General features: G+C 69.4%; 21 protein-coding genes and 2 pseudogenes. 9 read left to right on the top strand and 14 right to left on the bottom strand.

The genetic code is table 11. The annotated features are described in order from the left end of the window. The first annotated feature begins 44 nt into the window (after positions 1–44). Positions 45–377: a hypothetical protein gene (locus AC3IF3_RS02190; protein ID WP_489219524.1), complete on the top strand. Its 333-nt coding sequence runs from the start codon at positions 45–47 to the stop codon at positions 375–377. 245 nt (positions 378–622) lie between these two features. Here AC3IF3_RS02190 and AC3IF3_RS02185 read toward each other — a convergent pair whose 3' ends face one another. Continuing rightward, a complete protein-coding gene (locus AC3IF3_RS02185; RefSeq protein ID WP_489227064.1) occupies positions 623–838 on the bottom strand; it encodes a hypothetical protein in 216 nt (71 codons plus the stop codon). 300 nt (positions 839–1,138) lie between these two features. On the opposite strand from AC3IF3_RS02185, the gene AC3IF3_RS02180 reads away from it, so the two are divergent. Next, complete coding sequence (locus AC3IF3_RS02180; RefSeq protein ID WP_489227062.1) at positions 1,139–1,291, top strand: hypothetical protein; 153 nt, start codon at positions 1,139–1,141, stop codon at positions 1,289–1,291. A 3-nt stretch (positions 1,292–1,294) separates the two neighbouring features. On the opposite strand, the gene AC3IF3_RS02175 is transcribed toward AC3IF3_RS02180, so the two are convergent. Continuing rightward, positions 1,295–1,768 carry a hypothetical protein gene (locus tag AC3IF3_RS02175; RefSeq protein WP_243972665.1) on the bottom strand — a complete coding sequence of 158 codons (474 nt, stop codon included), beginning with the start codon at positions 1,766–1,768 and terminating at the stop codon, positions 1,295–1,297. 150 nt (positions 1,769–1,918) lie between these two features. Beyond that, positions 1,919–3,169 (bottom strand): phosphoglycerate dehydrogenase, encoded by a 1,251-nt coding sequence (gene serA / locus AC3IF3_RS02170; RefSeq protein WP_489227060.1) that lies wholly within the window; start codon positions 3,167–3,169, stop codon positions 1,919–1,921. A 324-nt stretch (positions 3,170–3,493) separates the two neighbouring features. Here serA and AC3IF3_RS02165 point away from each other — a divergent pair, with 324 nt between their 5' ends. Further along, on the top strand, positions 3,494–4,342 hold the full coding sequence (locus AC3IF3_RS02165) for a transglutaminase-like domain-containing protein (protein WP_489227058.1): 849 nt from the start codon (positions 3,494–3,496) through the stop codon (positions 4,340–4,342). A gap of 16 nt (positions 4,343–4,358) precedes the next feature. On the opposite strand, the gene AC3IF3_RS02160 is transcribed toward AC3IF3_RS02165, so the two are convergent. Next, positions 4,359–5,126, bottom strand: a complete 768-nt coding sequence (locus AC3IF3_RS02160; protein ID WP_489227057.1) for a Crp/Fnr family transcriptional regulator — start codon at positions 5,124–5,126, stop codon at positions 4,359–4,361. A 546-nt stretch (positions 5,127–5,672) separates the two neighbouring features. Between AC3IF3_RS02160 and rpsA the strand changes: the two genes are divergently transcribed. The 3 genes and pseudogenes from rpsA (at position 5,673) to AC3IF3_RS02145 (ending at position 8,291) form a co-directional block, all read left to right on the top strand. Beyond that, positions 5,673–7,385, top strand: coding sequence for a 30S ribosomal protein S1 (gene rpsA, locus AC3IF3_RS02155; RefSeq protein ID WP_243970625.1), 1,713 nt, complete (start codon positions 5,673–5,675; stop codon positions 7,383–7,385). A 219-nt stretch (positions 7,386–7,604) separates the two neighbouring features. Then, positions 7,605–7,855: pseudogene (locus AC3IF3_RS02150) on the top strand (FitA-like ribbon-helix-helix domain-containing protein). Continuing rightward, positions 7,852–8,291 (top strand): annotated as a pseudogene (locus AC3IF3_RS02145) (PIN domain-containing protein). Before AC3IF3_RS02150 ends, AC3IF3_RS02145 begins: the two co-directional pseudogenes overlap by 4 nt. Positions 8,292–8,300: 9 nt before the next feature. On the opposite strand, the gene AC3IF3_RS02140 reads toward AC3IF3_RS02145, so the two are convergent. Continuing rightward, positions 8,301–8,474 carry a hypothetical protein gene (locus tag AC3IF3_RS02140; RefSeq protein ID WP_243970627.1) on the bottom strand — a complete coding sequence of 58 codons (174 nt, stop codon included), beginning with the start codon at positions 8,472–8,474 and terminating at the stop codon, positions 8,301–8,303. A 149-nt stretch (positions 8,475–8,623) separates the two neighbouring features. On the opposite strand from AC3IF3_RS02140, the gene sppA reads away from it, so the two are divergent. The 3 genes from sppA to AC3IF3_RS02125 are packed head-to-tail and all read left to right on the top strand — an operon-like array spanning position 8,624 to position 10,336. Next, positions 8,624–9,586, top strand: coding sequence for a signal peptide peptidase SppA (gene sppA / locus AC3IF3_RS02135; protein WP_243970629.1), 963 nt, complete (start codon positions 8,624–8,626; stop codon positions 9,584–9,586). Between the two features lie 50 nt (positions 9,587–9,636). Then, positions 9,637–9,948 (top strand): integration host factor subunit beta, encoded by a 312-nt coding sequence (locus AC3IF3_RS02130; protein ID WP_091785957.1) that lies wholly within the window; start codon positions 9,637–9,639, stop codon positions 9,946–9,948. 19 nt (positions 9,949–9,967) lie between these two features. After that, entirely contained in the window at positions 9,968–10,336 is a 369-nt protein-coding gene (locus AC3IF3_RS02125) for a LapA family protein (RefSeq protein ID WP_243970697.1), read from the top strand. Positions 10,337–10,338: 2 nt separating this feature from the next. Here AC3IF3_RS02125 and AC3IF3_RS02120 read toward each other — a convergent pair whose 3' ends face one another. The 9 genes from AC3IF3_RS02120 to AC3IF3_RS02080 form a co-directional block, all read right to left on the bottom strand. Next, positions 10,339–11,019: a phosphoribosylanthranilate isomerase gene (locus AC3IF3_RS02120; protein WP_489227056.1), complete on the bottom strand. Its 681-nt coding sequence runs from the start codon at positions 11,017–11,019 to the stop codon at positions 10,339–10,341. Between the two features lie 28 nt (positions 11,020–11,047). Next, on the bottom strand, positions 11,048–12,154 hold the full coding sequence (locus AC3IF3_RS02115; protein WP_489227055.1) for a DUF2125 domain-containing protein: 1,107 nt from the start codon (positions 12,152–12,154) through the stop codon (positions 11,048–11,050). Between the two features lie 138 nt (positions 12,155–12,292). Then, positions 12,293–12,739 carry a hypothetical protein gene (locus AC3IF3_RS02110; RefSeq protein WP_489227053.1) on the bottom strand — a complete coding sequence of 149 codons (447 nt, stop codon included), beginning with the start codon at positions 12,737–12,739 and terminating at the stop codon, positions 12,293–12,295. Positions 12,740–12,877: 138 nt separating this feature from the next. Then, positions 12,878–13,657, bottom strand: coding sequence for a lysophospholipid acyltransferase family protein (locus AC3IF3_RS02105; protein WP_489227051.1), 780 nt, complete (start codon positions 13,655–13,657; stop codon positions 12,878–12,880). A 76-nt stretch (positions 13,658–13,733) separates the two neighbouring features. After that, the gene (locus tag AC3IF3_RS02100) at positions 13,734–14,252 is read right to left on the bottom strand and encodes a hypothetical protein (RefSeq protein ID WP_243970638.1); all 519 of its coding nucleotides are present in this window, start codon (positions 14,250–14,252) and stop codon (positions 13,734–13,736) included. Positions 14,253–14,340: 88 nt separating this feature from the next. Continuing rightward, entirely contained in the window at positions 14,341–17,538 is a 3,198-nt protein-coding gene (locus AC3IF3_RS02095) for an efflux RND transporter permease subunit (protein WP_243970640.1), read from the bottom strand. Between the two features lie 107 nt (positions 17,539–17,645). After that, positions 17,646–18,800: an efflux RND transporter periplasmic adaptor subunit gene (locus AC3IF3_RS02090; protein ID WP_489219514.1), complete on the bottom strand. Its 1,155-nt coding sequence runs from the start codon at positions 18,798–18,800 to the stop codon at positions 17,646–17,648. 143 nt (positions 18,801–18,943) lie between these two features. Further along, positions 18,944–19,264 carry a rhodanese-like domain-containing protein gene (locus AC3IF3_RS02085; protein WP_243970643.1) on the bottom strand — a complete coding sequence of 107 codons (321 nt, stop codon included), beginning with the start codon at positions 19,262–19,264 and terminating at the stop codon, positions 18,944–18,946. 111 nt (positions 19,265–19,375) lie between these two features. Beyond that, complete coding sequence (locus tag AC3IF3_RS02080) at positions 19,376–20,659, bottom strand: glycosyltransferase family 4 protein (protein ID WP_489227050.1); 1,284 nt, start codon at positions 20,657–20,659, stop codon at positions 19,376–19,378. Positions 20,660–20,697: the final 38 nt, after the last annotated feature.

The following is a 20,697-nucleotide window of genomic DNA, read 5'->3' as shown; positions in this document are numbered from 1 at the left end:
AAACGTGAGAGCTTAACCGTGTTCCCAGACGCGGATTGATTCCGATGAAGATCGATGAACGGGCGCTCCTTCAGGAGCGTGTACGGACTCTTGTCTTGCGTCACGCCCTCCAGGCCGTACTTGAACGCCTCGCGGCCGCCACGCGCAACGCCGGAGAGGACGCGGAAACGGAGTTGCTCGATCTGGAACAATCCCTGGTCTCGGCCGCACGCAGCATCGCCGATCGCGCCAGCGCCCAGAAGCTGGCGGTGCTCGTCGCCGTCGAGGATGCGACCACGACGATCCGGGCCGCCTTCGACACTGCGCACGACCGCCTTGACGCCCTGGCTCCGCCCCGGCTCGCCCTCGTCGGAGCACCGACCGCGGCCGCCGCGTAGCCGCCGCGCCCGGAGCCGAACTGCTAGGCACTTACTTCCGCCCGTCCGGTCGGATGTGCCACGGACCGCATGAGCTTCGTGCGGTCTATGGGTGCGCGCGACGTCCGGCGCTGGGTCCTGGGGCGCGTTCCGCTGACGTTTTATGCGTCCGGGACAGGGGATGGTCCGAACAAAGCCGCGCGACACCTTCAAAGGTCTGGCCGGCTGGACTTGCGGACGGGTCTGCGCAGGCCGCCCTACGAGAATCACTGCTTGGCGCGGTTGATGATCGACCAGAGGACCCGAGCCACGGATTCGGTGACGGTGCGACGGTACTTGCGATGGACGAGCTGGCCGTTGTGAAAGACGTCCTGCTCCACGTAGAGCCTCTCGCCGTCCCAGCGGACGATGTTGTCGGATTCGAACGTCTCCTCGACTCCGAGATCGCCTCGGAGGATCGAGCTCCCTGTCTGGCTCAGCATACGCGCGTCCTCGTTCACGCCATCGATTCCCTGTCGGGAGCACCGCCCCGGCTCTCGCCGCACCGTCGCGGGCGGCCCCCGATCCGGACAGCATAGGAGGGCATGGCGCGACATGCCAGCGACGCCGCCGACGCAAACGCGCCGCCGTAACACGGCTTGGACGAGACCGGTCGTCCGCCCGGGGTGTTCGATGTGCGCTTTTGCACGTCCAGATCTGGGCGCGGGTGCAATGATGATGGAGCGCGCCAGGGCTGCTTGCAGGACATGTCCTGGGCCCGCGAGCCCGCCATGGAGGCGCTCATGCTCGTTCGCCCGTTCCGCTTCGTCGCCCCGGCGATCGCGGCCCTTGGCCTGATCGGCCTGCGCCTCCTCAGCCCCCTCATCGGACCGCCGACGCCCCCATCGCCCGGGGCGGTCGAGGATCGGCGCGTCGTGTTCCGTCACTACCTCTGACGCTCAGCCCCGGCGGTCGAGGACGATCCCCGGCACCGCGCAGGCGGGCTGCGCCATCGGTCCCAGAACGATGTCGCCCTGCTGCGGGTTGTTGACGGTGAACGGCGCGGTCTCCTGCAGGCCGATGAAGCCCCGTCCGATCTGCGGCACGAACAGGTCGCCGCCGAAGCGCACGAAGCACCGGTCGAGCACGGCCTCGTAGTCGAAGGTCCTCTGGGTCACTGGTGAACCCCCGGCCTGTGGCACGCCGCAATAGGCGGCGAGGTCGAGCTGTCCGGGCCGTGACAGGCGCACCGGCAGGGATTGCCCCGGGAGCAGCATGGCCGGCGGCCCGCCGTCCTGGCGTGCCACCAGGACGAGATTCGAGCGGTTGTAGACTCGGCGCAGGCAATCCGCCGAGGCGCCGGAGGGGGCCGAGGCCGTCCCGGCGAGACCGAGCGCCAGCCCAAGCCATGCGCACCAAACACGCTTCGTCACCGCAAATCCTCCGCCGGTCGACCGTTCGATCAGTATCGGCCGCGTGTCACTAGAACAGCGGCCAGCGTGGCCGCGCAAGACGAACGCTGCAACACGGCGACCGTTCACACCCGCGGCGTCGATATCGCGGATCTCGGTGTTGTGCCGCGCTCAGCGCCGCTCGTAGAGCAGCCGCGCCCGGATCGTACCCGGGATCGCCCGGATCTCCGTCAGCAGCGATTCGGCATCCGTATCGGTGGCATCGGTCTCCAGCACCACGTACCCGACCTCGCCGTCGGTCTGGTAGAACTGCGCCGCGATGTTGACGTGACCGCGGGAAAACACGTCGTTCAGGCGGCCGAGCATGCCGGGCAGGTTGCGCTGGACGTGGATGAAGCGCGTGCCCGTCGGCCGGGCGGGGAGCTGGACCTGCGGGAAATTGACCGCCCCGACCGTCGAGCCGATGTCGGAATAATCCACGAGCTTGCGCGCCACTTCGGAGCCGATGCGCTCCTGGGCCTCCTCGGTGGAGCCGCCGATATGCGGGGTGAGGATCACGTTCTCGATCCCCTGGAGCGGGCTCACGAAGGGTTCGGCATTGGAGCCGGGCTCCACCGGGAAGACGTCGATGGCCGCACCCTTGAGGTGGCCGTCGCGCAGGGCCGCCGCCAGGGCGTCGAGGTCAACCACCGTGCCGCGGGCGTTGTTGATCAGGAAGGCACCGGGCTTCATCGCCCGGATCTCGGCCGCGCCGATCATATTAGCGGTGGCCTCCGTCTCGGGCACGTGCAGCGAGACCACGTCGCACTGGCCGAGCAGGTCGTGCAGGGTCTTGGTCGGCTCGGTGTTGCCGTGGCGCAGCTTGTCGGTGTGGTCGTAGAACAGCACGCGCATGCCCATGGCCTCGGCCAGCGTCGAGAGCTGCGTGCCGATATTGCCGTAGCCGACGATGCCGAGCGTCTTGCCGCGGACTTCGAGGGAGCCCAAAGCCGACTTGTCCCACCGGCCCGCATGGGCGCCGACGGACCGCGGCACGATCCGGCGCAGCAGCATCACGATCTCGCCGATCGTCAGCTCTGCCACCGAGCGGGTGTTGGAGAAGGGTGCGTTGAACACCGGAATCCCCCGGTGACGCGCTGCCTCCAGGTCCACCTGGTTGGTGCCCACCGAGAAGCAGCCCACCGCCAGCAGCCGGTCCGCCGCCTCGAACGCCGCGGCGTCGAGCTGCGTGCGCGAGCGGATGCCCACCATGTGCACGCCCTGCAGCGCCTCATGCAGGGCGTCCCGGTCCAATGCCTTCAAGAGCCGGGTCAGGTTGGTGTAACCGGCCGCCTGCATCAGCCCGACCGCGCTGTCGTTGATGCCTTCGAGCAGCAGGACCCGGATCTTGTCCTTGGGCATGGAGAGCTTGTCGGGCGTCATCGGCATCGATCGTCTGGCGAAGGGTCGCGGCGGCCGAGTGGCTGCCGACCGCGGCGCAGGGCCCGCAGGGATACGAGGGCGCCCTGTGCGATGCAACATGGCGCAGGAACAGGCCAGGATCGCCCGAACGGTATGCGGCCGGCTCCGGGACCGCGCCCGCGCGCGCAATCGACATCCCCGCTGCCATGCCGAATATTCGGGCACCGCGACGCCCGAAACAGCAACGCGCTGTGGAACCGGGTCCACATTCGAGTTTTTACGGGCCTGTACTGTCCACGTCGCCTTCGCTCGGCCCCGCGCCGATCTTCGATACGGTCCTTCCCAATGCACGTCCGCACCGGCTTCACGATCACCCTCGACACCTTCGGCCCGACCCCGATGAACCTGCTCCTGAACGTGCGTCCGGAGCGCCAGGGCGATCTGGTCACGCCGGAGATCATCACCTTCGATCCCCCGGTGCCGGCGCACCAGCACATCGACGCCTTCGGCAACCTGTGCACGCGCATCGTCGCCCCCGGCGGCCCGATCACCATGGCGGCGGATTTCACGATCGCCGACGACGGCCTGCCCGACCCGGTGGTGCCGGAGGCGCGCCAGATCGCGGTCCAGGATCTGCCGGACGCGGTGCTGATGTTCCTGCTCGGCTCGCGCTACTGCGACACCGACAAGCTCTCGCAGACCGCCTGGTCGCTGTTCGGCTCGACCCCGGAGGGCTGGGCCCGGGTCCAGGCGATCGTCGACTACGCCCACCAGCGCCTGCGCTTCGACTACCAGCGCGCCGACGCCACCCGCACCGCCCATGACGGCTTCATGCAGCGCGAGGGCGTCTGCCGCGACTTCGCCCACCTCGCCATCACCCTGTGCCGGTGCATGAACATCCCGGCCCGCTACGCCACCGGCTATCTCGGCGACATCGGCGTGCCCAAGGACCCGGCGCCGATGGATTTCTCCGCCTGGTTCGAGGTCTACCTCGACGGGCCCGGGGGACCGCGCTGGTACACCTTCGACGCCCGCCACAACGGCCCCCGGATCGGCCGCATCGTCATGGCCCGCGGACGCGACGCCACCGATTGCGCCCTGACGACGAGCTTCGGCGCGGCGGCCCTGGTGCGGTTCGACGTCCACACGGACGAGGTCCCCGGCGCCGCCGACACGCTGGCCCGGGCTGCCTGAGGCGGTCCGCGCTGCGTCAGACGGGGTCGGCGGCCTCGCGGACGGGCACGACGGTGCGATCCAGATTCAGGAAGGTCGGGTCGAACTCGGCAACCGCCGCCAGCGCATCCCAGTCCTCGATGGTCAGCGTACCGCCGCTCAGGCTGACGAGGCCGCGCGTCCGCAACGTTCGCAGCACCCGATTCAGGTGGACGCTGGTGAGGCCCAAGGCGTCGGCCATCTCCGCCTGCTTGGGCGCCATGGGACAGCGCAGCCCGCTCGCTAGACCCACGGCGCGCTGACGGAGATAGAGTTCGCAGAACAGGTGGGCGACCCGGCCGAGGGCCTGCCGCCGGCCGAGACTCGTAATCCGTTCGCGATAATGCGCGGCATCGATCAAGGTCTCGCGCCACATCGCGCCGGTGAGGGTCGGGTATCGCCGGAAGACCCGGTGCAGGGCGTCGTGCGCGATGAACGCGATCGTGCAGGACGTCAGGCTGGCGATGTGATGGTCCATCCGGTGGAGGTGCAGGCTCTGCAGATCGGGCATGTCGCCGGCGACATAGAACGACAGGATCTGCCGCCCCCCCTCCGACAGGGCGGCATAGCGCGACACCCAGCCCTGGAGCACGAGGCAGCATTGGCTCGGCTGGTCGCCGAACCGGACGATGTCGTGCCGGGCCGGCAGGCTCCGGATGCTATGGGGCAGGTTCAGGACCGCGGCCCGCTCGGCCTCCCCCAGGCGCCCGCTGCTGTCGAGTTTCCGTGCCAACATCTCCATCGGCGTGCTGTATCCGGCGGGCATCGGACGCTCAGCCTTCCATTTTCCGGGATGCGGGACGCAGGGTATTCTGATGCCTTAGACGTGCATACTGCTATCGAAGCGACGCACGTTTCGTTCTCCGATCGCCGGCTCTCAGGCAAGCCGCTGACGGCGCCGACCCTTCCTCGACTGGGCGATCGTGTCCAGGGGGCGCGTGTCGCCGCGTCCGGACCATGCCTCCATGGACCCGAGGTCGTACAGCGCTCCCGCGGCAGCCGGCAAGACCGCCACGGCTTCGTCATCGCCCGCCGCGGCAGCGAAACCGCCTTCGGTTGAAGTCCCGGTACTGTTGCTGTAAGGCACCCGGTGTCTTTCCGGACCCGCTCTCGCGCGCTCGTCTTCTGGCGCGCCCGCTGAGCCGCCGGACAGACCGTCCTCGTCATCCGTATCGACGCGTCGGCAAGCCGGTTCTTTTGGGACCGGTCGCCTCTCCCGGAAAATGCAGGGGGTGGCCGCGGCGGACGGGGGTGTCTGCAACGCGAGCCGCCGGCGCAACGGGCCTCCGAGGGAGGCCGTTCAGGAGATGGAATGACCGCAGGTACCGCTCTGGGGCATAGCCCGAGCCGCGACGATTTCGCCGCACTCCTCGAGGAGAGCTTCCTCGAGCACGAGATCACCGAAGGGTCCGTCGTCAAGGGTCGCGTCGTCGCGATCGAGAAGGACGTGGCCGTCATCGACATCGGCGCCAAGACGGAGGGCCGTGTCGCACTCAAGGAATTCACCGGCCCCGGCCGGGAAGGCGAGCTGAAGGTCGGCGACGAGGTCGAAGTCTACGTCGACCGGATCGAGAACGCGCTCGGCGAGGCCGTCATCTCGCGCGACAAGGCGCGCCGCGAGGAGAGCTGGGTCAAGCTCGAGAAGTCGTTTGAGAACAACGACCGCGTCACCGGCACGATCTTCAACCAGGTCAAGGGCGGCTACACCGTCGACCTCGACGGCGCCGTGGCGTTCCTGCCGCGCTCGCAGGTCGACATCCGCCCGGTCCGCGACGTCACCCCGCTGCTCGGCACCCCGCAGCCGTTCCAGATCCTCAAGATGGATCGCCGCCGCGGCAACATCGTCGTGTCGCGCCGGACCGTACTCGAAGAGAGCCGCGCCGAGCAGCGCTCCGAGCTGGTGGCCAACCTCGAAGAGGGTCAGGTCATCGACGGCGTCGTCAAGAATATCACCGAGTACGGCGCCTTCGTCGATCTCGGCGGCATCGACGGCCTGCTGCACGTCACCGACATGGCGTGGCGCCGCGTGAACCACCCGTCCGAGGTCGTGACCATCGGCCAGACGGTCAAGGTCAAGATCATCAAGATCAACCACGAGACGCACCGCATCTCGCTCGGCATCAAGCAGCTTCTGGCCGATCCGTGGGAGGGCATCGCCGCCCGCTACCCGGAGGGCGCCAAGCTCAAGGGCCGCGTGACCAACATCACCGATTACGGCGCCTTCGTGGAGCTGGAGCCGGGGATCGAGGGCCTGATTCACGTCTCCGAGATGAGCTGGACCAAGAAGAACGTCCATCCGGGCAAGATCGTCTCCACCTCCCAGGAGGTCGAGGTCCAGATCCTGGAGGTCGATCCGGTCAAGCGCCGCATCTCGCTCGGCCTCAAGCAGACCCTGCAGAACCCCTGGGAGGCCTTCTCCGAGAAGCACCCGGTCGGCTCCGAGGTCGAGGGCGAGGTCAAGAACAAGACCGAGTTCGGCCTGTTCATCGGCCTCGAGGGCGATGTCGACGGCATGGTCCACCTGTCGGATCTCGACTGGAACCGTCCCGGCGAGCAGGTCATCGAGGAGTTCAAGAAGGGCGACATGGTCCGCGCCCAGGTCCTCGACGTCGACGTCGAGAAGGAGCGGATCTCGCTGGGCGTGAAGCAGCTCGGCGGTGACCCCTTCGCCGAGGCCGGCGAGATCAAGAAGGGCCAGATCGTCACCTGCGAGGTGATCGAGGTGAAGGATGCCGGCGTCGAGGTGAAGATCGTCGACACCGACATGACCACCTTCGTCCGCCGCGCCGAACTCGCCCGCGACCGCGGCGACCAGCGCCCCGAGCGTTTCGCCGCCGGCGAGAAGTTCGACGCCCGGGTCGTGCAGTTCGACCGCAAGGCCCACCGCGTCCAGGTCTCGATCAAGGCCCTGGAAGTGGCTGAGGAGAAGGAGGCGATGGCCCAGTTCGGCTCCGCCGATTCGGGCGCCTCGCTGGGCGACATCCTCGGCGCGGCCTTCAACAAGAAGCGCTCCGACGACGATTGAGACCGACGGTCTCGCCGCCCGGCTCGGCCGGGCGGCGGCTTCGGAAGGATCCAGAAGAGCCCGTGTGGGACACCTGTCCCGCGCGGGCTTTTTCGTGCGTTTCCTGCGGCTGCCGCTTCGCTCGGAGGGCCTGATCCGCCCCCTCCCAGCTCGATCGCCTGACGTGATCGCACTGTAGAAGACTGCAATCATTACCGTCCGGGTCCGGAGGTTGGATCGATGCCGTCCATCACGATCCGCAATGTCCCCGGGCGGTGCATCGCGCCCTTCGCACCCGGGCCGCTCTGCACGGTCGCAGCACAGGGGCGGAAATTCGCAGTCTTCTCGCGCAGGCCGCCAAGCCCAAAGGTCGTCTGGAGCTAGGGTCGCTGCTGGTGTCCATCGCGCGCGAAGCCGTTGGAATGACCGAAGCGAAGCATTTCAGAGCGGTGCGCGATCAAACGGCGGTCGGACCGATGCGCTTTGAATGATCGTCCTCGATGCCAGCGTGATTTGCGAGCCCTGGAAGGTCGAACCGGATCCCAGGGTGGTCGCCTGGATCGATGGGCAGAAGATCGAAACCCTCTACCCGTCCACGATCACCATGGCTGCACTGCGCTTCGGCCCTGCGGCGATGCCGGACGGCCGACGGCGCGCGATCGATCAGGAGCGCCTGGAACGCGAGGTCCTGCCCGCCTTCTCGCGGCGGATCCTGTCCTCCGATCTGGGCGCGTCCCAGGCTTATGCCGCGCTGAGGGCACGGGCGAGGACGGCCGGCAGAGCCCTCACCGGGCGGACGGCTCTAGCGCCGCCACGGACGCTGCACGCGGCATGATGGTGGCCACCCGCGACACCGGTCCGTTCGAGGCAGACGGCCTGACCGTTATCAATCCCTCGGATGCGGTGTCGTGCTGCGATAGACGCTGACGATTCTGGTTACACTTGAGTTTCGTGCGGATTGCTCACGTCGGCGTCGCATTCGATCGGCCGTACGGCGGCGATCGACATTTTGATCTGCCCCTTGTCCGGAAACGCGACGCTGCAGGCCACGTAAGACCAGGCTGGCTCGACGGCCGGGGCCGGGTGCCGCATTTTCTTCGCGCGGCCCATATCCAGGCCTGCGGAAAATGCTCTAGAACACCGGCCTCGTACGGCTCCGGCCGCGCGTGGCAAAGGAAACCAAGGACTTGCCCGGCGCGGAGCCTCGCCTCCGCACCCCGTCACGGGGCCAGCCCAGGCAGGCAAGGGGAAGCGTGAGCATGGCAGCCGACGCCGAACTGCTGATTGACCGGCGGCGCCTCCGCCGCAGGTTGTCCCTCTGGCGCGTGCTCGGAATCGGCGGCCTGATCGTGGCGGTCGGCGCCCTCGGCTACCGGGTGCGGACCGGTACGGAAGGCGGCTTCGCCGTGCAGCCGCAGATCGCCCGAATCTCGGTCTCGGGTTTCATCGCCGGCAGCGAGTCGACCGCCAAGCTGATGAAGCGCGTCGGCGAAGCGGATGCCGTGAAGGGCGTGATCGTCTCGATCAATTCGCCGGGCGGCACCACCACGGGCTCGGAGGAGATCTTCCGCAACCTGCGGGCGCTCGCCGCCAAGAAGCCGCTGGTCGCCTTCGTGGACGGCACCGCGGCCTCGGGCGCCTACATCACCGCCATCGCGGCCGACCATATCGTCGCGCGCGAGACGAGCCTCGTCGGCTCCATTGGCGTGCTGTTCCAATATCCGGATCTCTCGGGCCTCCTCGACAAGGTCGGCGTCAAGGTCGAGTCGGTGAAGTCGTCGCCGCTGAAGGCCGAGCCCTCGGGCTTCACTCCGACCACGCCGGAGGCGCGCGCCGCCCTGGCCGCGGTGGTCGGAGACACCTATGCCTGGTTCAAGGGCCTCGTCGCCGAGCGCCGGGGCATGGATGCCGGCCAGGTCGCGGCGGTCTCGGACGGACGGGTGTTCAGCGGGCGCCAGAGCGTGCCGCTGAAGCTCGTCGATGAACTCGGCAGCGAGCGCCAGGCGGTGGCGTGGCTGGAGGGCACCAAAGGCGTCCCGAAGGATCTTCCGGTCAAGGACTGGAAGCCCGCAACGGAGAGCGGGTTCTCGCTCTGGTCCGCCGCCGGCCTCGGGGCGGATCTCCTCGGCTTCGACAGCGTCGCGGCGCGGTTGAGGAGTGTCGGAGCGGAGGCGGAGGCTGCCCGCGGCGGGCTCCTCGCCCTGTGGCACCCGGAACCCTGACCGGGCCGCCGCACGAAGCCCGCCCCGATCCCGCGAGAAGATTAGGCGCCATGATCAAGTCGGAGCTCGTCCTCAAGATCGCCGAGCAGAACCCGCATCTCTACCAGCGTGACGTGGAGATCCTGGTCAACGCGATCCTCGATACCATCTCCGACGCACTGGCCCGCGGCGACCGGGTGGAGCTTCGCGGCTTCGGGGCCTTCTCGGTGAAGCGCCGCGAGGCGCGCCGGGGACGCAACCCGCGGACGGGGGCGGCCGTTGCCGTGTCCGAGAAGGCGATCCCCGTGTTCAAGACCGGCAAGGAGATGCGCCAGCGCCTCAATGCGGCGGGCATCGGCGAGAGCGCCTCGGCCGCAGAGTAGGAAGAGAGCTGTGAGCGCGATGATCCGTTTTCTGAAGAGCCTCGTGCTGCTGCCGGTCGCCGCTCTGGTGATCCTGCTGGCGGTGGCCAACCGTGCACCGGTCCGGCTCTCCTTCGATCCGTTCAACGCGGACGCGCCGGTGTTCAGCGTCGACCTGCCGCTCTACGCGATCCTATTCGGCGCGGTGGCTCTGGGGATCGTCGTCGGCGGCATCTTCACGTGGCTGGGCCAGGGCAGGACCCGAGCCCGGGCCCGTCATCACCGCCGGGAGGCCGTGCGCTACGAGCGCGAGGCGTCACGGCTACGGACCTACGCGCCGGAGAGCGAAGTGCCGGGCCCCTACACCGTGCCGAATACCGGCCGCGCGGCGCTGCCCGCGCCGCGGTAAGGTCAGCGCGCCGCCCGCGCGGCCGCCACGAAGGCCGCGATCCGCTCCGGATCCTTGACGCCGGGCTCCGATTCAACCCCCGAAGAGACATCGACGGCGCCGAGGCCGGTACAGGCCAGGGCCTCGGCGACGTTGGCGGCGTCGAGCCCCCCCGACAGCATCGTGTCCCGCGGCAAGTCCAGGCCAGCGAGGATCGTCCAATCGAAGCGCCGGCCATTGCCGCCCGGCAGGATCGCCCCGGGGGGCGCCTTGGCATCCAGGAGGATCCGGTCGGCCACGGCCGCGTAGGCGGCCAGCGGCGTGAGATCCGCGGCCGTCGCGACGCCGATCGCCTTCATCACCGGACGCCCGGTCAGGGTGCGGATCGCCGCGACCCGCTCGGGACTCTCACGCCCATGCAACTGGATCAGGTCCGGATCCACGACCTCGACCGCGCGAATCAGGAGGACGTCGTCCGGATCGACCAGCAGCACCACGCGCTCGGCCCGCCCCCGGGCGCGGGCCGACAGCGCTGCGGCCCGCGCGAGGTCCACATGGCGGGGGCTGCGCGGGAAATGGACGAGGCCGATCCAGTCCGCGCCCGCCCCTAAGGCGGCATCGAGGGTGTCCTCGGTGCTCAGCCCGCAGATCTTGACGCGGGGCGGGAAGACGGTCTCGGAGGCCATCGGCACCTTATAGCGCATGATCCCGCCCGCCGCGCGCGCGCCGGCGTCAATACAGCGCCGGCACGTGGACGTTGGGGATCGGGAAGCCGCTGAAGACGAGCTTGCCGTCGACGAGGCGGAGCGGGGGCAGGTCCTTCAGCGGCACGGTATCGGCCTGCGCGTCCGGCTGCGGGCGCCGGCTCAGCCCCAGCAGGCCGCCAACGAGCTGGCCGACCAGGGCGCCCCGGTCCGAACCGAAGCGCTGGCCGACGAGGTTACCGACGAGCGCATCGATCCCGGCCGCCCGCAGGTCGATCTGGCCCGCCGGCCGGTGGGCGGCATCGATGGCCAGCGTGCCCTTCGCCTGGACGCGCTGCGGCCCCTTGGCCAGGGACAGGGCCGTGATGTCCAGGGTGCCGCCGGCCTGACGCCAGCGCTCCAGCTCACGGGGCAGCGGCCCGGTGCGCAGCACGGTGGCCTGGGCCAGCGTCGCGTCGAGGGCGAGGTCGGCCGGATCCTGGGTGCCGGTGAGGGCGTCGAGCTGCGGAACCGCGGCCTGCGCGAGGCGCAGGCTGACATCCACCGCGCCCTCGGACGCGTAGCGGCCGGGATCGGGCCGGGCATGCAGTTCCAGATGCTGGCCCGAGATGGCGATGGGTCCCGGATCGGCACCCGCGACGGTGACCGTCGGATCGTCGATCACCACCGAGGCCCGGGTGAACCCGTCCGAGGCACCGTGGAAGCTGCCCTGCAGGGCGCGCCAAGCGGCGTCACCGATCAGGGCGCCCTGCTCGACATGGAACGGACCGGCGCTCTCGAACACGACGAGACGCGGCTGATAGACCTGCGCCACCGCGGTGCTCGGCCCCAAACGGAAGCGACCGTCCGACCGCTCCAGGGTCACGGTGCTGCAGCGCAGCTCGATGCGGAAGGGGTACCCGGTCAGCGACCGGTCGGCGCAGGCCCAGTTGCGACCTGCGGCTGCCTCCCGCGCCATCCAGCCATCGATCTCACTGGCCGCCCGGCTACGGATCCAGACCCAGCCGATCGACCACGCGACCACCACGAGGGCGAGCAGGATGTAGGGCAGGAACAGCCCACGCCGCGACCGAACTGCGACCCGCCCCGGGGGCGTCTGTGCCGCGCTCTCCGGCCGCGTCCGATCCTGCGCCATGCGTTTCGCTCCGCACCCCGGTCCCGTCGGGGCATTCCGACCCCGGCTTGAAGCCATGCAAGGGGCGAAACTGGGGCGGCGGCTTTCCCGTTCGATGGTTGCCCGGACCGGACCGCGCGAAGACCCGGGTTTTCCAGCTCAGACCTGAGCCGGTTCCGCCGTATCCACCCGCAGGTCCGCCACGATCGCCACCCGCTCGGCCTCGTTCTCAGCTAGGCGATGCACATGCATCTCGGTGGCGCCGCCGTGCCGGACACGGTCCAGCCAGGTCCGGCGGAGATGGTCGCGCGGGCTCTCCTTCGAGGTGGCGACCGACAGCATCTCGGCGATCCCGGACGCGTCGCGGCGCACCGCGATCACCACGGCCTGCGCCATCTCGTCGAGGTCGAATCCCCCGGCCGGATGGACCCCGACCACGTAGCGACGGCCGGAGCGGCCGCGCCAAGCCGAGAGCGGGAGCGCGGGCGTGCCGCGCAGGCCGGCTGTCGTCTTGAGACGTTCTTCGCGCACATCCTGCCTCCGGCTGCGATCGTCCTTCAGGTCGCGGAGCGCGGCCGACCAGGACAGGGCTCTTCTGTTCGCCATTTGTTCCAACCTAGCGCGGTCTATCCACAGCCGTCAAGGACGACGTCGTTTGGTCAGAAAATGGGATCTGTACCCGTTATCCACAAGCCTGCACCGCCCGTGCGTGAACGTTCACGCACGGGCGGTGCAGGCGGGACTTCAGTGGCGCCGCGCCGCCACCGCGCGGACTTCGGTGGCCGGAATCGGCTGGCCGGCAGCGGCCGATCCGCCGAGGCCGCCCTCCACGAGGGCGTTCGAGGCCGCCTCCAGGCGCTCCTGCGCGAGGGCTTGGAATTCCTGCCGGGACAGGCCCGGGGGAATGGTCGGCAGGAACGCGATGATGGCGGTGCCGGGCCGGCGGACGACGCTGTTGCGCGGCCAGAACAGGCCGGTGTTCAGGGCCACGGGAAGGCAGGGGACCTGCAGGGCCGTGTACAGGTGCGACAGGCCCTGCTTGTAGGCCGGCGGCGCCCCCGCCGGACGGCGGGTCCCCTCCGGGAAGATGATCAGCTGGCGGCCCTGGCGGATCGCCTCCCCGGCGGCGGCGTTCATCAGGCTCATGGCCCGGTTGCCCTTGGACCGGTCGATCGCCACCATGCCGCTGCGCGACAGGTACCAGCCGATCAGCGGGATGAACAACAGCTCCCGTTTCAGGATGTAGGCGAAGTTCGGCAGCACCGTGCCCAGCGCCAGCGTTTCCAAGGCCGATTGGTGCTTGGCCGCGACGAGGAGCGGCCCCTCCGGGATGTTCTCAAGGCCTCGGAACTCGACCCGCGTGCCCGCGATCACCCGCAGCAGCCACAGGGTGATCCGTCCCCAGAGGCGCGCCAGCCCCAGCACCGCCCGCCCGGAGATCAGCGTCGGCAGGCCGGCGACCGCCAGGACGGTCGTGACGGCGTAGAAGCAGATGTTGAAGGCGAGGGAGCGCAGGGCGAGCATCGGAATCCGAGGGGTGGCGGCCTCCCTGTAGCGCGCCCGGACGCCCGGGGCCAAGGGCGCCCGGCGCCGGTGCGCCTCACGCGGCCCCGGCCGGGCGGTCGTCCCGGGCGGGACCGGCCCCGCGACCGGCGACCAGCCAGTAGACCAGGCCGGCGCAGGCTCCGGCGACGAACAGGATCAGGGTCAGTCGCGCCTCAGCGGCCAGGCGATTCGGGTCGAGGCCGGCCTCCCCGGACCGCGTCGCGCCCCGGGCAAACCAGGGGAGGGCGGCCGTCAGCGCCCCGCAGCCGGCGCCGTACCACAGAAGGCCGCGCCGCCCGAGGATCTCGCCGCCGAGGCCGATGAGCGCCGGGGGCACGACCAGCAGCACGAACAGCGCCTTGGCGAGGCCGGCGATCAGTAGCGCCAGCGATTCCGGCGGCAGGCCCGCGGAGATGTCGGACAGGGCCATGTCGAGCCCGGCGAGCGCCCCGCCGGTCAGCCACGCCTGTGCGGTCGGGTCGACGAGGAGCGCCAGGGCCAGCACCGCGAAGCCCGCCGGGACGGCGAGGAGGAGGGCGAAGGCCCCGAGGAACAGGCGGCCGAGGGCGTGCATGGTCCAAGCCTGTACACCCGGCGGGCCCGACCGTTGCGCGCATGCCGCGCCCGATCCCCACGGATCCGGCGCGGCTGCGAACGGCGTATCAGCCGTGGGCGGGCGCGGCGTCCCCGTGATCCCCGTGCGTGTGCTTCTTGCGGAACCGGCCGAGCCAGTTTGAGAGGTGCCGGATCACCACATAGAAAACCGGGGTCAGGAACAGGCCGAAGAAGGTCGCACCGATCATCCCGAAGAACACCGCGGTGCCGAGCGCCTGGCGCATCTCGGCGCCGGGACCGGTGGCGATCACCAGCGGCAGGGTGCCGAGGATGAACGCGAAGGCGGTCATCAGGATCGGGCGCAGGCGCAGGCGGCAGGCTTCCACCGCCGCCTCCACGGGGCCGCGGTGCTCGCGCTGCTCGATGTCGTGCGCGAATTCCACGATCAGGATCGCGTTCTTGGCAGCCAGGCCGATCAGCACGATCAGGCCGATCTGGGTCAGGATATTGTTGTCCTGCCCCCGGAACTGCACGCCCGCCAGCGCGGCCAGCACGCCGGTCGGCACCACCAGCAGGATCGCGAGCGGCAGGGCCCAGGATTCGTACTGCGCGGCCAGCACCAGGAAGACCAGCAGCACGCCCAGCGCGAACACGGCGCCGGCGGTGCCGCTCGCGGCCTTCTGCTGGAAGGCGATCTCGGTCCAGTCGTAGGCGAAGCCGTCGGGCAGGGCCTTCTTGGCAATCGCCTCCATGGCGTCGAGGGCCTGTCCGGTGGAGACACCGGGCTTGGCCACGCCCTGTACCGGGACCGAGTAGTACAGGTTGAACCGCTGCACGATCTGCGGGCCGGTCACATCGCGCACGGAGGCCAGCGTGCCCATCGGAACCAGCGCGCCGGTCGAGGAGCGCACCTTGATCTGCGAGATGTCCTGGATCGAGGTGCGGAAGGCGGCGTCGCCCTGCAGGCGCACCTGGTAGATCCGGCCCAGGGTGTTGAAGTCGTTGACGTAGGTGCCGCCGAGATCGGCCTGGACCGACGAGAACACGTTGGCCAGCGGCACGTTCAGCATGCGCGCGATGGTGCGGTCGATGTCGAGGAAGAGCTGCGGCGTCGAGTTGTCGAACGTCGTGAAGACGCGCTGGACATCGGCGCTCTGGTTGGCCTGACCGATCACCTCGCCGGCCGCCGCCATCAGCGGGCCGATATCCGAGGATTGGCGGCTCTCGATCTGCATTTTGAAGCCGCCGCCATTGCCGAGGCCGCGGACGGGCGGCGGCGGAATGACGATCACCCGCGCCTCCTGGATGTCCGCGGTGGCCTTGAGCACCTCGCCGGTGATCACCCCGGCACTGCGCCCCTGCCCGGCGCGTTCCTTGGCCCCCGTTAGGGTGAGGAACATCACGCCGGCATTGGTGGTGTTGGTGAAGGTCGCCCCGTCGAAGCCCGCGATGATCACCGCGTTGGCGACGCCGGGCACCGTCCTGGCCTGCTTGGCGGCCCGCAGGATCACCTCCGTGGTGCGGTCAAGGGAGGCGCCGGAGGGGAGCTGCACGACGCCGATCAGGTAGCCCTGGTCCTGGTCCGGGATGAAGCCCGTGGGCGTGGTCTGCGCGAGGTGCAGGGTGCCGGCGATCACGGCGGCATAGACCAGCAGCATCACGCCGATGCCGACGATCCCGCCGGTGAGGACGCGAATGGCCCGGCCGTAGGCGTTCGACGTGGCATCGAAGGCGCGGTTGAAGCCGTTGGCCAGCCAGGCCACGAACCGCGTCAGGAAGAACTTCGGCTCCTTGCGGGCGTGGTGCGGCACGAGCAGCAGCTTGCAGAGCGCCGGCGACAGGGTCAGCGAATTGAAGGCCGAGATCAGCGTCGAGGCCGCGATGGTCAGCGCGAACTGCTTGTAGAACTGGCCCGAGATGCCCGGGATGAACGCGGTCGGCACGAACACCGCGGCGAGCACCAGCGCGATGGCGATGACCGCGCCGCCGACCTCGTCCATGGTCTTGTGGGCGGCGTCGCCGGGGGAGAGCCCCTCGGCCATGTTGCGCTCGACGTTCTCCACCACCACGATGGCGTCGTCGACCACGATGCCGATGGCCAGCACCAGCCCGAACAGGGTCAGGTTGTTGAGTGAGAAGCCGAAGGCCGCCATCGCCGCGAAGGTACCGATCAGCGACACCGGAATCGCGATCACCGGGATCAGGGCGGTCCGCCAGCTCTGGAGGAACACCAGCACCACGATGACGACCAGGCCCACCGCCTCGAACAGGGTCTTGTAGACCTCCTGGATCGACTCCTCGATGAACTCGGTCGGGTTGTAGGCGATCCGGTACTCGACGTCCGGCGGGAAGTTCTTCTTGACCGTCTCCATCACCTTCTTGACCGAGGTCGCCGCGTCGAGCGCGTTCGTGCCCGGCCGCTGGAAGGCGCCGATGCCCACCGCCGGCGTGTCGTTGAGGTAGGAGTTGGTCGTGTAGTCCTTCTGGCCCATCTCGACGCGGGCGATGTCCTTCACCCGGACGAGGCGCCCGTCCTGCGCCTTGATGATCACCTCTGCGAACTGCTCGGGCGTCTTGAACCGCGCCTGCGACTGCACGACGAGCTGGAACGCCTCGCTGGGTGCCGCCGGGGGGCCGTTGAGCTGGCCGGCCGCCACCTGGACGTTCTGCTCCTGCAGCGCCGTGGTGACGTCGGTCACCGACAGGCCGTAGGCGGCGAGCTTGTTGGGATCGACCCAGATCCGCTCGGCGTATTCGTTACCGCCGAAGATCGTGATGTCGCCGACGCCGTCGAGGCGCAGCAGCTCGTCGCGGATGTTCAGGTAGATGTAGTTGGCGAGGTAGTTCTGGTCGTAGGTCTTGTTGGGCGAGAGCAGGTGCACGACCAGCATCAGGTCGGGCGAGGCCTTGCGCACGGTGACGCCGAGGTTGCGCACGTCCGGCGGCAGGCGCGGCTGGGCGACCGAAAGGCGGTTCTGCACCAGCACGTTGGCGATATCGAGGTTGGTGCCGACCTTGAAGGTCACGGTCAGCAGCATGTTGCCGTCGTTGGTCGACAACGACGTCATGTACAGCATGTTGTCGACGCCGTTGACCTCCTGCTCGATCGGCGTCGCGATCGTGGCGGCGACGGTCTCGGCGTTGGCGCCCGGATAGGAGGCGCGCACGGTCACGGTCGGCGGCACGATCTCGGGGTACTGCGAGACCGGCAGGGTCTCGTAGGCCACGAAGCCGAGGATTAGGAAGACGATCGACGTGACCGACGCGAAGATCGGCCTGTCGACGAAGAAGTGGGCGAAACGCATCGGTCAAACCTCTGAGGCCCGCCGGTCACCCGGCCGGGGCCCTGCGTCATCGGTGCGGCGCGCGCCGTGCGGCGCGCTCGTAGGCAGTCGCGGCGAGCCCGTCGGGCTCACGTCTTGCTCGGGGGCAGCTCGACGGTCTCGGGGGTCACCTTCGCGCCGGGCCGGACCCGGGCGATGCCGTTGACCACCACCGTCTCGTCGCCCTTCAGCCCGGACTGAATCACCCGGTAGCCGTCGACCTTCGGCCCGAGCACCACGTCCTTCTGCTGGATGACGTTGTCGGCGCCGACCAGATAGACGATCCGCTTGTCCTGGTTGGCGGCCACCGCCTCGTCGGGAATCATCACCCCCTGGAACGGCTTGGTGGCGGGCATCGACACGATGCCGAACAGGCCGGGCTTGATGAACAGGTCGCCGTTCGGCACCGTGGCCCGCAGCAGGATCGTGCCGGTGGCGGTGTCGACCCGGTTGTCCACGAAGTCGAGGGTGCCCTTGCGGGTCGGTTTCGCCTCGCCCGACAGCGAGATCAGGATCGGCACGCCCTTGCCCTGCTGGGTCTGGCCCATGCCGATGCCGAGGCTGGTCTGATATTTCAGGAACGCCTTCTCATCGACCGTGAAGCTGAAATAGATCGGATCGAGCGACACGATCGTCGTCAGCATCGTCTGGTCGGCGCTGACGATGTTCCCCTCCGTGACCAGCCGCCGGCTGATCCGGCCGTTGATCGGCGCCTTCACCTCGCTGAAATCGAAGTTGAGCTGAGCGTTGTTCAGCGCGGCCTGGGCGCTGTCGACATCCGCCTGGGCGGTCTGCGAGGCCTGCCGGCGCTGGTCGGTCACCTGCTCGGAGATGTTTCCGCTCTTCGAAAGGGTCTGCGCGCGCTCCAGGTCGGTCTGCGAGAACGACTGGCGCGCCTTGGCCGAAGTCAGCGCCGCCTGAGCCTGCTCCAGTGCGGCCTTGTAGGGCCGCCGGTCGATGACGAACAGGACGTCGCCCTTCTTCACCGTCTGGCCGTCGGTGAAGTTGATCTTCTCCAGGTACCCGGTGACCCGCGCGCGGACTTCGACGTACTCGATCGGGTCGAAGCGGCCGGTATATTGGTCCTGCTCGACGATCTGACGCACCACCGGCTTCGCCACGGTGACCTTCGGCGGTGGACCGCCCGGGGCCTGGGCGTGCGCGGGCGTCGCGAGCGGACCTGCGGCGAGGCCGGCGGCCAGTCCTGAGAGAACGGTGAGGAGGCTGGTAAGCCGGCTGCGCATCGGGTCCTGCTGTCCATTGGCCGACCGAGGGTCGCGCCGAGCTTGACGATAGTTCCGCCGCAGACGCGCCGTAACCCGCGGGCAACGATGTTGCTTGTGCGCGAGCGCACATGACAGCGGCGCAGTCCGGATTGATCCGGCCGCTACGCGATCGTTTCCCCCGCCCCGTACCAGTCCTTGAAGCCACCCTTGTAGTGGCGGGTGATGTCGAGACCGGCATTCTGCGCCGCGATCAGCGCGTGGACCGAACGCACCCCGGAGGCGCAGGAGAAGACGGGCTGCCGCCCGTCCTCGGCGACGAGGGCAGCCACGGCCTCCGGATCGAATTCGGAGAGCGGATGCGAGACGGCGCCGGGAATATGTCCAGCGCTGTATTCGTGCGGTTCGCGTACATCGATGATCAGCATCGTGCCGTCATCGAGCCCGCGCTTGACCGTATCACGATCGAGGTCGACCACCTGCATCGGCAGGATCTCCGTTCCACCCGAGATTGTTCGGCCGACAGGCTGCATCCGCCTCGCAGACCGACGCTTTTCCTTATTGATCGGGCCGGGGCGGCGCAACTCGGGCCATGGTCAGAGCGCCGCCAGGGTCGGTCCGACCGCGTCGAAATGGGCCGTCCAGTCCGGCGGCACGTAGGCGTCGAGTCGGGCGGCCAGGTCCCGCCGCAGCGGCGACGCCGGAGCGGCCAGCGCCTCGATCGCCGCGAGCCAGCCCGGACCGTCGAGGGGATCGCGGAACAGGGCGAAGCCGTCGGCGATCTCCCGATGGACGGGGATGTCGGAGGCCACCACCGGCAGCCCGGAGGCCGCGGCCTCGACCAGCGGGATCCCGTAGCCCTCCGTGAACGACGGCATTAGCAGCGCGGTGCAGCTGCGCATCAGCGCCGCCAGGCCGTGGGTGGACAGCCCCGTGGCCTCTATCACGTGGGCGCGCACGCCGGGGCACCGCTCCAGCATGTCGATGGCGCTCTCGGCCTCCCAGCCGCGGCGCCCGACCACGACGAGGCGCGGCACGGCGGCGCCGTGGCGCTCGGCCAGGAGCCGCCAGATCTGGAACAGCAGCAGGTGGTTCTTGCGCGACTCGATCGTGCCGCACACCAGGAAGGTCGGCCGGTCGGGCCGGAACCGCGGCCCCGCGCGCCCGAAGGCGGCCTCGACGCCGAGATGGCCCACCGCCACCGGCGGCCGGCCGAAGCCTTCGGCGGCCAGGTGTTCGAGGGTGCGCCAGCCGGTATCGTCCGAGTTCACCAGGATCGCGGCGGCATGCCGCCCGATGGTGCGCAGGCGCGCCCTGTGGCGCTCGGCCTCGCCGGCGCGGCCGTATTCGGGATGGGTGATCGGGATGAGGTCGTGGACGAAGAAGGCGGCGCGTACGTCCCGGCGCGTGTAGAGCCAGTCGAAGCGCCGGGGATCGTCGAGGCGCAGGTGCGAGGTGTGGAGATAGAGCGTGTCGCGGGGGAGCGCGGCCACCGGACGGCCGCGCAGCACGATATCGGCCGCCGTCCGGGCCTGGATCCGGCGCCGCGCATGGGTGCCGGTCCGCCGACCCGAGGCCTCAGACGCCGCGTCGAGCCCGGCTGCGCCGCAGCGCGAAGCCAAGCGGTGGTAGATCGGATCCGCCTGCGCCTCCCGGTCCTCGACCCAGCCGGCCGCCACGGCCTCGACGATGGCGAGGGACCGGTCGCGGTCGAGGACCCGCGGCCCGAACGCCGTGGAGACGACGCCGAAGCCGGTTCGGTCACGACCGAGAAAAGCGCGGGCGTAGGCGAGATCGACGCGATCGATTCCCGAGGGGCTGGCGTGGCGCAGGCGCGTGACGAGGCGCGTGAGATCGAAGGCGATCGGTCGGTCGGTCATGATCCTCGGGCGAAACCGGGGGCAGGCGCTCCCCGTAG

Source organism: Methylobacterium sp. J-118, from assembly GCF_057836565.1.
This window is presented reverse-complemented; position numbering and strand designations above follow the sequence as displayed.